This window comes from Pseudoalteromonas sp. SR45-6 (genome assembly GCF_014163545.1).
Classification (GTDB): Bacteria; Pseudomonadota; Gammaproteobacteria; order Enterobacterales; family Alteromonadaceae; genus Pseudoalteromonas; species Pseudoalteromonas rhizosphaerae.
In genome coordinates, this window is sequence record NZ_JACJDM010000002.1 from 83,032 (window position 1) to 96,312 (window position 13,281).

Consider the following 13,281-nt stretch of genomic DNA (forward strand, 5'->3'; position numbering starts at 1 on the left):
TTTGAAACCTCAAGACCCCAAAATCACAAATACTTTCGATAAAACAGCATTGATCGCGGAAGGTGGTGGGCAACGAGGGATCTTCACCGCAGGTGTACTAGATGCATGGCTTGAACATGAATATGACCCATTCGATTTATTTATTGGTACTTCAGCAGGTTCACAAAACCTTACTAGCTATTTAGCTCGTCAAAAAGGGTATGCCAAACGCTTAATAAGAGGGCTTTCGCGTCACAAACGATTTTTTCAATTAGGCCGTGGTTTAGTAGGTAAACATATAGTCGACTTAGACTGGTACTTTGATAAAACTACCGAAGTTAACAGAGCACTTGATTTTAAAACTGCAAAAGCCAGTTTGGGTGAACGGGAGTTACTTATTACTGCCACTAATGCCCGTGATCGAAAACCTTATTTTTTATCACCAACCGGTGAAGGCCAGCAATGGCGAGATCTTTTAAAAGCGTCAAGTGCACTGCCATTCTTATACAAACAAGGTGTAAAACTCACGCCATGGTTAAATGCATTAGCTGCTAATGAAATAGATAAAACCGACGTACACGCTGAGTCAGACTTTTACCTAGATGGTGGCCTTGCTGCGCCACTACCAGTGCGCGAAGCCTACAATCGTGGTGCACGTAAAATTGTGGTGATCCGCACAGTTGATCAAGACTTTCAAGCGCAATCGGCATGGGTAAACAAGTTAAAAGCGTTTGTTTGTGCATCAGGATATTGCCCAAAAACCTTAGATTACTTATTACAACACGAACAAGCGTATGAGGATGAGTTAGCATTTATTGCCAATCCTCCGAAAGATGTAGAAATAATACAAATTTTTGCAAACCAAAAGCTTTCGAGCAAATTACTTGGTAGTTCAACCAATGATCTACGTCGTGATTATAAATTAGGTTTATTGGCTGGTAATAACTATTTTACTGAGCAATACCCAGCAAACAATACCCACCCTGTTGCTGTGGCTAACTAATTGGTGTTGATGAATTTATTCCGATCAGTTGTATGTGAGTTGGATAAGTATCCTGTGTTGTTAGTTTGTAATTAATAAGCGAGTCATAAATGGCTCGCATTAACGCTCCGAGGCCTGCATTTATAATTACTGATCGCTGCGCCAATTAAAACAAATGCCAATGCAATTAAAATTGCCCATGAAAAATGTATTTGTTGAGCCATAACCAGTAACACGGTAGAAAGTAACGGTGTTAAAAAACTCAAAGAGGCAAGTAACGTTTTATTACCTCTTTTTAAAGCGATGTCCCATAAGTAAAATGCGCCACCGACAGGTCCTAACCCTAACAAAAAAATACCTACAGTCTGCGTTAATGAAAAACGCGTGACTGTTTGTTCAAAATATATATGTGCCAATAAGGCCAAAATAGCTACATAAAGAGAAAGCCAACCAATATCATCAACGTGATTATCAAAGCGAGTCATGAACAATGAATAACTCGACCATAATAGCGCACAACTCGCAGCAAATAGGTAGCCTAAAAAGTACTGGCTATTGATAGTAAAACCACTGCCATCACTAATTAAAAACACGATCCCTATAAAACTAACCAGCCCGCCTATAATCGCATTTATTTTGTTTTCAGACCGTGCGACAAAAACACCCAATAACAATGGCCATAAATATACAATCAGGCTAACTTCAATCAATGGTGCATATTTAAGTGCCATAAAATAACAAAAATGAAAACCAAATAAGCAAACTATGCCAATAATTGTTTGCGCCTTACCAAGTGTCGGCAGAGCTAACAAAGGCTGCTTGGTAACAAGCCGTTTAATAAACAGCAATAAGAACGACACAAAGAAGCACATAAATAGTAATTGAAAAGCCGGTAATGCTTTAGTTAAATTACCCAACAGTGCTAATGCACCCCATAAAAAAATAGCTAATACGCCGAAAATTGTAGACATAGCAAACATTTAATTAAAAATTAATTGATAAAGGTAGTTTATCAATTTTACTATCTAACACTGTGCTTAAAAGACGATATTGTTGACGCTAAAGCTGCTTTTTTAAGTCTCGTGGGGATTGTTTGAAGTAGCAAGTGAAGGCGCGACTAAAGGCTGATGGGTCGTTATAACCAACCTGTTCACCAATGACTGCTATAGGTAAATCAGAGTAACAAAGTAAGGAACGCGCATGTTCCATTCTTAATTGCGTGTGATGTTTAACCGGGCTGGTGTGCATACATTGCTTAAAAACAGCTTTGAATTGAGTAACACTTAAACATGCAACCGCTGCCATATCATTCAGTGTATAGTCTATCGATAAATCTTTTTTTATTAATAACAAAACGTTATTTATCCGCGGATCAATAGTCGCATTGGTAGTTTGTTGCCTGAGTAACACCAAAAATAAATTAAAACATAACGCTGCTTCATCTATGTTAGTTACACATTGCAACTGCTTTTGGGTAAAACTTAGATAGCTCATTAATTTATCATCAATACTGAAACAGGGGGCATTCATCGTCGTTAAGTTATTAGGGAGCTCTAATAAATCGGCCACTATAAAACGTGCATTTTCATCTGATTTAAACGCATGTAGAGTATTTTTAGGGATCACAACACATTGACCAACACCAACAGGCGCCGCGAAATTATTCATTTCAAGTTCTATATAGCCACTAAGTGGTAAAACAAGTTGGTGATAGTGGTGCTGGTGGCTGTGGATTTTTCGTGTGTAGTATCGAATCGATAAGCTATTCATCTATTAAATTTAATAATTGCTATGACAAACAATCATGAAGGGAGTTGTAGGGTGTTGTAAATAACTTTTTGTTATTTTAATACACTCAAAACTTGCTAATTTATATCAGCAAGATAAAGTATTGCCAACTAAATATTCTTAAATTCAGCATATGTATTCTATTGCAGGTTGAAAAATAATAACAAGGGCAAACATGTTTGATTTAATCGTAGGCAGTATAAATAACCTGCTTTGGGGTGAAGGACAAATACTGATCTACATTTTACTGTTTACAGGTATTTGGTTTTCAGTCAGCTTAAAACTGATTCAAATTTTAAAATTTAAACACATGTTCAGCCTTCTCAAAGGCAGTAGCAAATGCAATAAAAACGACATTAGTTCGTTTCAAGCACTGTGCACCGGATTAAGTGCGCGGGTTGGAACTGGCAATTTAGCCGGTGTTGCTGTTGCGATATCAGTAGGTGGCAGTGGCGCCATATTTTGGATGTGGGTGATTGCCATACTGGGCATGGCGACCGGTTTTGCAGAAAGCGTACTTGGCCAAGTGTATAAAGTACGCGATAGCCAAGGCGAATTTAGAGGTGGCCCCGCTTATTATATTCAACAAGGAATAGGCAGTCGTAGTCTCGCTATCGCGTTTGCGTTGTGTTTGTTCTTAGGTTATGGCTTTACTTTTAGCGCGATGCAAACCAACACCATTACTGATGCGCTTAATTTCGCTTTTGAAATTCCAACCTTATATTCAGGCATAGTCATAACCCTACTTGCAGGCTCTATTATACTCGGTGGCTTTAAAGCTATTGCCCGCTTTGCTGAGCGAGTAGTGCCGGTGATGGGCATTGTATTTGTACTGGCAGCTGTGATTATTACCTTGATTAACTTCACCCAAGTGCCTGCTATGTTGAAGGATATATTCTTATCTGCTTTTGGGCTGCAAGAAGCCGGTGCAGGCGCAATGGGCGCGGCAATCAAAAACGGTATTCAACGTGGTTTATATTCTAATGAGGCCGGTGCAGGTAGTGTGCCGCATGCATCAGCAAGTGCGTCGCCTATTCCAAATCACCCAGTAACGCAAGGGTATATTCAAATGCTCGGGGTGTTTTTTGATACTATAGTGTTGTGTAGTTGTACCGCTGTGATTATCTTATTGGCTGATATTGATATCAGTGGTGAGATGGCAGGCATTCGCTTAACACAAGCGGCAATGACCGCACATTTAGCACAAGGGGGCGTGTACTTTGTAGCAGCAGCCATTACTTTATTTGCCTTTACCTCGGTAGTGGCTAATTACGCTTACGCCGAAAGTAACCTACATTTATTTAAGCTCGATAATAAAGTAGGGCGCGGCATTTACACATTTTTATATCTATCAATGATGATGTGGGGGGCGTCTGCCACATTAAAAGAAGTATGGGATTTAGCCGATATTGCCTTAGGGTTAATGACAGTGGTTAACGTTATCGCTATTATACTGTTAACGCCGACTATTTTGTCTGTCACCAGCGATTACCACGCACAAAGAGACAAAGGTTTAGAGCCCGAATTTAAAGTAAAAGATGTAAAAGTACAGGGCAAATGCGAAGACGGCATTTGGGACTAATTCAGCATACTTAACTATAAAAAGCGGTTTTATGGCAACATGAAGCTGCTTTTTGCTTTGCATAAGTATTCACTTTTAGTGTTGTGAAAATAACTAAAGCAACCAAAATAAAAGGCACAATTTTTTAGATGATCGAGATTCACGCAGGGAAAACAGCGGCTAAAATTATTAACGAACAGGGCTTTAAACCTGAACTTTTCACCTCTTTTTTAGGTGCAAGTGGCGGTCCTAAATGGTTTACATTATTTGGCTTAGATAGATATATTTTTGGCGAATTTTTTAAAAACCGTACCCAACCACTTAATTTAATCGGCTCATCTGCTGGCGCTTTTCGCTCTGCATGTTTTTCACAAAACGATCCCGTTGCAGCCATTGAACGCTTAGCAAAATCGTATTCGCAAACCCGATATTCTAGTAATAAACCCACTCCTAATGAAATTACCACTAAAGCCCGCGCACTACTCGAAGATGTGTTTGGCGATAACGGTGTCACCGAAATTATAAATAACCCCGTATTTAAAGCGCATTTTATCGTCGCAAAATCTAACGGGTTAATTGCCAGTGAACATAAATTAATACAGCTTTTGGGTTTATCAAAAAGTTATCTGTTTAATCGCGTTAATCGTAAATTATTAGGCGGGCAATATGAGCGTTTTATTTTTGGCGCACCGAATAGTAATTTAAGTATTACTGACAGCTACAATTTTAAAACTCAAAATATCGCACTCACACAAACAAATTTAAAAGATGCCTTACTGGCATCCGGATCAATACCGCTAGTAATGCAAGGTATAAAAAATATTGCCGGCGCGCCTACAGGTATGTATCGCGATGGTGGTATTGTTGATTACCACTTTGATTTTAAAATTAACAATCCTGGACTTATTCTATATCCACATTTCAATTCAGATCCAAAAGCAGGGTGGTTTGATAAAAGCTTAAAACGTAAAGTCGCCGCTGAAAATTACGATAACGTGGTTATGATCACACCCTCTAAAAAATTCATCGCCAGCTTACCTTACGGAAAAATCCCCGACAGAAACGACTTTACAGATCTCGATGCGGATACACGTATAAAATATTGGCGAACAGTATTTAGCGAGACTGAAAAATTAGCCGATGATTTTGATAAAAAACTCAATAGTGAAAATGTTGAGCTGAAAATAATTGAATGATCTAATCTATCAAGTAATGTAGCTTTATGGCTGATAGTTAACAACGCAAAAATTACGGTACGTAATATAAAAGAAAAGGGCGAAAGCCCTTTTTTATTAGTTGGTTAGTGTTGCTGTAATATTTGATAGTTTGACTTAGTGATATATTGGGTCACAGGCTTTAACGTATTTTAATTCATTTTCTTTTGTTCGATTCTTTTTATATAAATCGGTGAAGTAATTACAGACTGCAAGCTTTTCCTCATATCCTTCTTTGGTATATTTAGAGCGTACTTCACGCATATATTTATCAGCTTTATTTTTATTCGACGCAATCTGAAATTTTCTCTGACGTTCCATAGCAAGTTCAAGCTGTTGATCAAATGTAAGCTCCTTGCTTTGTTTAATGGTTTTTTGATTTTCTTCAATATTGTTTAAGTAGTTCTGAAGCTTATTGTATTCATATGCCTCTTTAGCAAACCATAGAGTAGCGCCAGCAACGACTATGATAAGGTATAGTTTCAGGTCATTAAAATTCATATTTAATCCTTTAAATAGTGTAATTGAAAATATAACAATTTTGTCTTTTAGTGGTTGTAAAGTGAGTAGTAAATTTTAGTTTGTTGTAAATAAAAAGGGGAATTACCCCCTCCTATATTATGAAGCTGTTATCTGCGCTTTCGGTTGCATTTTGCACAATATGGTACGTCTTTACCATTCACTTTATACCAATACCTGTGAGCATTAACTGTTAAAAATTTCCCGCATGAATAACAGTTATGTAAATCGGGACGACTGTTATAAAAAATAATTGCTACAAAAATAGCAATTGAGCCTAATATAAATAAAATTATATTAATACCTTCTTCGTTCATATTAACTTCCTGTTCTTTGCGATATTTCACCAATTATATCTAAAAGCTGGCGAAGATCGGACGGTTTAACTTTCCCCCAAGGCGTAGTCATTATACGGTAATGATGGGCCAGTTGGAGGAAGATAGCCCCGATACATAATTGAGATTTGGTTTGGCTGACGCGTTTGAAAAGTATAGCTATAAAAAATTTGAATTAAAACTAATTGAAAATTTAAGCTATAAGTTATTTTAGCTGATACCCCATAAATTACGTTATGTTAAATAGTTTAAAATAAATTAAAGTGGGCTTAATCATACGAACTAGCCCACTTTTAGAAGGGTTTTGAGGTCTTAATTTAGCTCAGAATCTACCCAGAATTTAGTGCCTTTTAGTACGGCTTGTAATGCAAGGCCATTTTCGGTTAATGAATAAACAGTTACTTGATCTGCAATGGCTTCGGCAACAAGTGCACCGCCTTTATCTTGGTATTTTGCCGCTGCATCGGCATTGCCACCGAAGGCCCAACCATTTTCAATAAAACGATTTAACGCAGCTTGATTATGAAAAACCATTACAACATTAAAGTCTTTAACACCTAAACCAAGTCCTAAACCAGCTTCACCCATATTCATATAAGTGGATTTACCCGTCAAATTATTTTTAACCACACCATAGCCGCCACCAAAGCTGGCTAAAACAACATTGACATTAGCATTATCAAATACTGCATAACCAGCGGCATTTTTAATTTGCTCTTTAACATCTGGTTTTTCTTTGTATAATTTACTTAGTGTATCTGCTCGCATATTTTGCACTAGATTACGCTTTTCAGTTGGAGAAGCACTACCTGTTGTAGCACAACCAGACAGGACTAATGTTAGTGCAACTAAACTTAAAACTATTAACTTTTTCATATGCCTTCCTTAAACCAGCAACATTGCTTTGATATTATCTGATCAGCTTAACAATATAATCATTCACTAAGTCCAATACTAGACAGTATCGGACTTTAAAGTTAAACTGTAACTACTTTATTTTATTAGAAATAACTATATTATGCTTGTTGCTTTGGTCGATACATTAAAACAATTACGGTATCAAATTGCCCATCTTGAAGATGATACAATACAATCAGAATACCCAGAACTTGCCACCTTTATACAGCAAGTTGGCTTGACTGTCGCTGAATCTAAGCAAGAATTAGTATTTTTGTATCAATTTTTATATGTTTATGGTCGAAAATCAGAAGCGACCTATAATCGTTTTCGGAACGAACTCGAACGCTTTTACCTATGGTCTTGGTTAGTCGCAGAAAAATCAGTATTTGAATTAAAACGTGAAGACATAGAAGCCTATGTCGATTTTATGGTCGAACCCGATAAAAGCTGGGCGATGACTTCAGTGCAATGGCGCTATAAAGATGAGCAAGGGATCCGTAGATTAAACGAAAATTGGCGCCCTTTTATGCTCAAAGAATCTATTGCTAGCCAACAAACATTAGCGGCCATGTTTACTGCTTTAAATGTATTTTACAAGTTTGCTATTTTAGAAGAAAAAACCTTTGCTAACTTTGTACCGGTTGTAAAAAAGAATAGCCCTTATTTAGTTGTGCAATCACAAATAAAAATTCCTGATACCTTGAGTGATATTCAATGGGAATATGTATTTGGTGTCACACGTGATAAGTGTGAGCAACAACCTGATCTTGAAAGAAATTTATTTACCTTAGCGTGTTTAAAAGGTCTTTATTTACGGATCTCTGAACTATCAGAGCGACCACAATGGTCGCCTGTTATGTCTCATTTTTGGCAAGATAATGATGGCTTTTGGTTTTTAAGAATTATGGGCAAAGGAAATAAATTACGCGATGTCACACTCAGTGAAGATTTTGTAACTTATTTAAAACGTTATAGGTTGTACCGAGGTTTACCAGCCCTGCCCCGCGTTGATGAATCTGATCCATTGGTGCATAAAATTCGTGGTCAAGGCGGAATGACCGTTCGACAAATTCGTCGCTTAGTTCAACAAAGTTTTGATTTAGCCAAACAATCTTTACTTGATGATGGCTTTACTGATGATGCCGAGCAACTAGAATCGGCAACAGCGCATTGGCTCAGACATACTGGTGCTACGCATGATGCACAAACTCGCCCTTTAAAACATTTATCAGAAGATTTAGGACATGCAAAAATTGCCACCACCGATCAAATATATATTCAGACAAATATCAAAGAACGAGCAAAATCTGGACTTAAAAGGAAAATCTAAATGGAATATGTTGTATTAGCTGCAGTGGGTTTAGCCTTTTTAATTTATTCATTATCTATGCATCAATTAGAGCGAGCTGAAATTACCGGACCTATGTTTTTTGTTATTATCGGTGCGTTGATCGGGTTTATGCTACCAAGTAAAACGGTATATTTAACCAGAGACTTAGATCACTTATTACCTTTAATAGAATTAACACTGAGCATATTTTTATTTACTGATGCGGCAAAAACCAAACTGATGGTTTTAAAACACAGTTTTCAATACCCTAGCCTATTACTTTTTATTGCTTTACCACTTACCTTGTTTGCTGGAATTATTATTGCGAGTTTAATGTTTACCCAGCTCACACTTATTCAAGCTGCACTAGTTGCAATAATATTAACGCCGACGGATGCAGCGCTGAGTAAAGGATTATTAAATAGCAGCGCGGTGCCTGAAAAAATTCGTGAAGGGATCAATACTGAAAGTGGTTTAAACGATGGTTTATGTGTGCCAATATTTTTAGTCTTGATGTTGTTAGCAAAAGAGCCTGCATCTACATTTTCGGTTTTTGATACAGTCATAGTTTTTGCGCGTGAATTAGGTGTGGCTATTCTGGTTGCAGTTGCTGCAATGGGATTGATCATTCCCGCGATTAAATTTGCCATGCAACGTCATTATTTTTCAAATAATAGTAGCCCATTTTTAGTGGTTGGTATGGCAATGGCCATTTTTTCAATCGCACAAAGTTTGCATAGCAGTGGTTTTATTGCGGTGTTTGTTGCTGGATTAATTTTTGATAGATTTACCGATCAGGCTTTGCGCTTAAAACTCGTTGAAGATAGTGAACACATCGCGGACTTTACTGGTTTGTTGATCTGGTGTTTATTTGGTTTTGTGTGCAGCTATTTAGTTTTGCCAGAATTATCATGGCCACTTGCTGTATTTGCACTACTGAGTACAACGCTTATTCGAATTATCCCTGTGATGTTGTCATTACAATTTACTAAATTAAAAATGAAAGAACGTTTTACTTTTGCTTGGTTTGGCCCGAGAGGCTTAGCCTCTATTGTATTTACTTTAATGGTGATCGATAGCGGCATCGAAAATAAATACCTTATAGCTACGATTGCTATGACAACTATTTTATTTAGTGTTTTTATTCATGGTATGAGCACAAAGCCTATTGCTGATAGTTATTTAAAATAAAAAATCACGCTATAAATAATGCCGCATTCCTTTTTAAAAGCGTGCGGCATTTTTATATTAAATGTTATTGCTTAGCTTATCTGCTAGTAGTTCTATTGGGTGTTTTGGTTTGAATTTTTCATAGCGTTTAACTTGGCTACGACAAGAAAAACCGGTTGCTAATAATTGCTCAGGTTTATTTTTCTCTACAACACCTTGCCAACTCATTTCATATAATGCTCGAGAGTTTTTCTGGTTTTGCGCTTCATGGCCATATGTACCTGCCATACCGCAACACCCTGTTGCTGTTGTATTAAGTTTTAGGCCTAAGTCAGTAAAAATTGTTTGCCATACATTCGCCGCTTTTGGTAATGCGGTTGTTTCAGTACAATGACTTAATAACGTAAATGTTATATTGCTATCAACTTTGTTAGCTAATGATTTAAAAGATTGTGTTGCTAACCATTCATGAGCAAGTAGCACTTCAAATTCACCACGTTCATCAGCTAAAATAGAATTATATTCATCCCGATAACACATTACTAATGATGCATCTAAACCTACAAGTGGTGCATTTATTTCAGATAATGAATTTAAAAATGTTGCTGCATTTTTTGCTGTGATCTTAAATTCATTTAAAAAACCTTTAACGTGTTGCGGTTTTCCATTTGGCTTAAACGGTAACAGTATTGCCTTCTTGCCTAGTGCGGAAATTATTTTTATAAAACTTTCTACCAGCTCAGCTTCATAAAAACTGGTAAACGGATCTTGCACAATTAGTACATACTCACTTTGTTGCTCGGGAGATAAGCCTGAAAGTTGTGCAAAATTAAATTCGTGTGTTTTATTAATCCGTTTTGTTAAACGTGGTGAACTGAGTACGGGTGTATCAACATAGCCAACAGATTTTTTTATTAATGAGCTGACTAATTTAGTTTTTACAATTGGGTTTATTACATTTGAAAATTTGGCCATTAATGGTGCACTGGCTTCAATATTACCGACTAGATAATCTTTGAGTGGGCGCGCGTAGTAACTGTGATAATAATTTAAAAAACGTGATCTAAAAGTCGGTACATCAACTTTTATAGGGCACGCTGTGGTACATGCTTTACACGCTAAACACTCATCCATTGAGGCTTTAACTTCATGAGAAAAATCATATACGCCTTTCTTTTTATCGCGGCTATGTTGAAAACGTTCCCACCAGGTGATCACTTCACCTTTGTTAAGTTCTTTTTCAACCTCAATTAAATCAATCTCTTTTGCTTCTTGTAATCGTAACCATTCGCGCATTAAACTTGCGCGACCTTTAGGTGAATTACGACGATCACCGGTTACTTTATATGATGGGCACATAGGAGAGTTTTCATCATAGTTAAAGCAAATACCATTACCATTGCATGTCATTGCATTATTAAAACTAGTTTTAACATCAACCGAAATTTGTCTGTCGAACCACGCACGCTTTTGACCGTCAACACTAACTAGTGAGTCCTTACTTTCAATCGGAGTACATATTTTTCCGGGATTAATCCTATTGTTAGGATCAAAAGCTGATTTTATAAGTCGTAATTGCTTAAATAAATGCTCACCAAAAAACTCAGGGCCATATTCACTTCTATACCCTTTGCCGTGCTCGCCCCACATTAAACCACCGTATTTAGCTGTGAGTTTAACAACTTCATCAGAGATCACTCGCAGTAATTTTTCTTGTTCGGGATCACACATATCAAGTGCCGGTCTAACATGTAATACACCGGCATCAACATGACCAAACATGCCATATTGTAAATTATGGCTATCGAGCAAAGCTCTAAATTCAACAATATAATCTGCAAGATTCTCAGGTGGTACGGCGGTGTCTTCAGCAAACGCCAAAGGTTTTTGTGCGCCTTTAACATTACCTAACAAGCCAACTGATTTCTTACGCATGGCATAAATTTTTAAAATATCAGCCTTACTGCTGGTAAGTTGATAACCAATTACGCCATTTTTTTGTTGTGCAACGCAATCATCGAGTAATGCACAAAGCGACTCAACTTTGTCTTTTATGTCATCAGGCGATACAGCATTAAACTCAACCATGTTAAGCCCTTGCATATCTTTATTTGGCACATCGGTTATTAAGTCCGATACTGAATGCCAAATTATATCTTCACGTGCAAGATTTAAAACTTTGCTGTCAACGGTTTCAACTGAGGTAGCACGAGCATCGACCAAAAACGGTGAATGCCGCAGTGCCGAATCAAAGCTATCATACTTGATGTTGATTAAGGTTTTGAATTCAGCAATAGGTGTGATGTTTAATTTAGCCTCAGTAACAATACCAAGCGAACCTTCTGAGCCAGTTATTAGCCTACTCATATCAAAGGTTTGTAAGTCATCACTTAGCACATGTTCTAAGTCATATCCGGTTAAAAAGCGATTTAAACGTGGAAACTTGGCTAAAATTGCATCACGCTCAGACAAACAAATATCAAGCACTGTTGCGTACAGTTTACCGATTGTAGTGTTTTGTTCAGCAATTAGTTTGGCTTTATCAATGTCTATTGGTGTCGTTGACATTTGTGTGCCATCGACTAAATAAGTGGTAAGTCCTAAAACATGATCGCTAGTTTTACCATACACCAGTGAGCCTTGTCCTGATGCATCGGTATTAACCATTCCGCCGATTGTTGCGCGATTACTCGTTGATAAATCAGGTGCAAAGAAAAATCCATAAGGGCGTAAAAAATCATTTAGTTGATCTTTAATCACGCCCGTTTGCACTCTAACCCAACCTTCTTCAGGATTAATTTCGAGGATTTCTCGCATATAACGTGATAAATCGACTACGATCCCGGGAGTTAATGATTGACCGTTGGTGCCTGTACCACCGCCGCGAGGTCCAAAAGTCAGCGATAGATAAGGGTCTTGTGCAGCAGTTTGCAGGGCAATTTGAATATCTTTTTCAGTTTTAGGAAAAATAACACTTTGCGGTAACTGCTGGTAAATACTGTTATCAGTTGATGCAGTTATACGAGTGGCATAACTTGCATCAGTGTCGCCAGTAAACCCTTGTTTAATTATAGTTTTTAAGTAACTTGCGACTAAATCGGTCGCGGCATCTTGTTGGCTAATAGTTGCTATCATGACGGTAGTAAATTAAGGCATTTGTTCGATTATATCATGCTAAAGAGCAATAGAAATTGAAGATTTTACAGTTTGTAACACTCTTTTTATCGTAAAAAGACTGTGATTACTTATACTCATAGTAGATGCTTAATTGCGAGGGAATTGAAATGAAAAAATGTGTATTAGTTTTAGTCGGCAGTTTATTTATGTTGCTGGGATTATTTTTTGCTATTGTACCAGGCCCTTCTTTGATCTTTTTTATTGCAGGGCTTATGTGTTTCTCTTTTTATTACCCTAAAGCACGCCATTATTTAGCAATTTGCCAAAAAGCGCTGACAAAATCTTGCGCGTTCTTAGATAAGAAGTTAGCCCGATAAAAGTTATAA

General features: G+C 37.2%; 11 protein-coding genes. 6 read left to right on the plus strand and 5 right to left on the minus strand.

Annotated features, from left to right (window positions below; all coding sequences use genetic code 11):
- Position 1: 1 nt before the first annotated feature.
- Entirely contained in the window at positions 2-982 is a 981-nt protein-coding gene (locus H5158_RS01565) for a patatin family protein (RefSeq protein ID WP_145239058.1), read from the plus strand.
- An 83-nt stretch (positions 983-1,065) separates the two neighbouring features.
- Here the strand turns inward: H5158_RS01565 and H5158_RS01570 are convergent, their stop codons facing one another.
- The gene (locus tag H5158_RS01570; protein ID WP_182739308.1) at positions 1,066-1,932 is read right to left on the minus strand and encodes a DMT family transporter; all 867 of its coding nucleotides are present in this window, start codon (positions 1,930-1,932) and stop codon (positions 1,066-1,068) included.
- An 88-nt stretch (positions 1,933-2,020) separates the two neighbouring features.
- Positions 2,021-2,731: an AraC family transcriptional regulator gene (locus H5158_RS01575; protein ID WP_182739309.1), complete on the minus strand. Its 711-nt coding sequence runs from the start codon at positions 2,729-2,731 to the stop codon at positions 2,021-2,023.
- Positions 2,732-2,924: 193 nt separating this feature from the next.
- Here H5158_RS01575 and H5158_RS01580 point away from each other — a divergent pair, with 193 nt between their 5' ends.
- Both H5158_RS01580 and H5158_RS01585 read left to right on the plus strand, forming a co-directional pair.
- A complete protein-coding gene (locus H5158_RS01580) occupies positions 2,925-4,331 on the plus strand; it encodes a sodium:alanine symporter family protein (protein WP_182739310.1) in 1,407 nt (468 codons plus the stop codon).
- Positions 4,332-4,459: 128 nt separating this feature from the next.
- The gene (locus H5158_RS01585) at positions 4,460-5,506 is read left to right on the plus strand and encodes a patatin-like phospholipase family protein (RefSeq protein WP_182739311.1); all 1,047 of its coding nucleotides are present in this window, start codon (positions 4,460-4,462) and stop codon (positions 5,504-5,506) included.
- Positions 5,507-5,641: 135 nt separating this feature from the next.
- On the opposite strand, the gene H5158_RS01590 is transcribed toward H5158_RS01585, so the two are convergent.
- Together H5158_RS01590 and H5158_RS01595 are read right to left on the minus strand one after the other, a co-directional pair.
- A complete protein-coding gene (locus H5158_RS01590) occupies positions 5,642-6,025 on the minus strand; it encodes a hypothetical protein (RefSeq protein ID WP_182717277.1) in 384 nt (127 codons plus the stop codon).
- A gap of 665 nt (positions 6,026-6,690) precedes the next feature.
- Positions 6,691-7,254, minus strand: coding sequence for a YSC84-related protein (locus H5158_RS01595; protein WP_145239042.1), 564 nt, complete (start codon positions 7,252-7,254; stop codon positions 6,691-6,693).
- A 142-nt stretch (positions 7,255-7,396) separates the two neighbouring features.
- Here H5158_RS01595 and H5158_RS01600 point away from each other — a divergent pair, with 142 nt between their 5' ends.
- Complete coding sequence (locus H5158_RS01600; RefSeq protein WP_182739312.1) at positions 7,397-8,608, plus strand: tyrosine-type recombinase/integrase; 1,212 nt, start codon at positions 7,397-7,399, stop codon at positions 8,606-8,608.
- Positions 8,609-9,799 (plus strand): sodium:proton antiporter, encoded by a 1,191-nt coding sequence (locus H5158_RS01605; protein ID WP_182739313.1) that lies wholly within the window; start codon positions 8,609-8,611, stop codon positions 9,797-9,799.
- Between the two features lie 57 nt (positions 9,800-9,856).
- Here H5158_RS01605 and H5158_RS01610 read toward each other — a convergent pair whose 3' ends face one another.
- Positions 9,857-12,913: an FAD-binding and (Fe-S)-binding domain-containing protein gene (locus H5158_RS01610; RefSeq protein ID WP_182739314.1), complete on the minus strand. Its 3,057-nt coding sequence runs from the start codon at positions 12,911-12,913 to the stop codon at positions 9,857-9,859.
- Positions 12,914-13,062: 149 nt separating this feature from the next.
- Between H5158_RS01610 and H5158_RS01615 the strand changes: the two genes are divergently transcribed.
- Positions 13,063-13,272, plus strand: a complete 210-nt coding sequence (locus tag H5158_RS01615; protein ID WP_145239030.1) for a PGPGW domain-containing protein — start codon at positions 13,063-13,065, stop codon at positions 13,270-13,272.
- Positions 13,273-13,281: the final 9 nt, after the last annotated feature.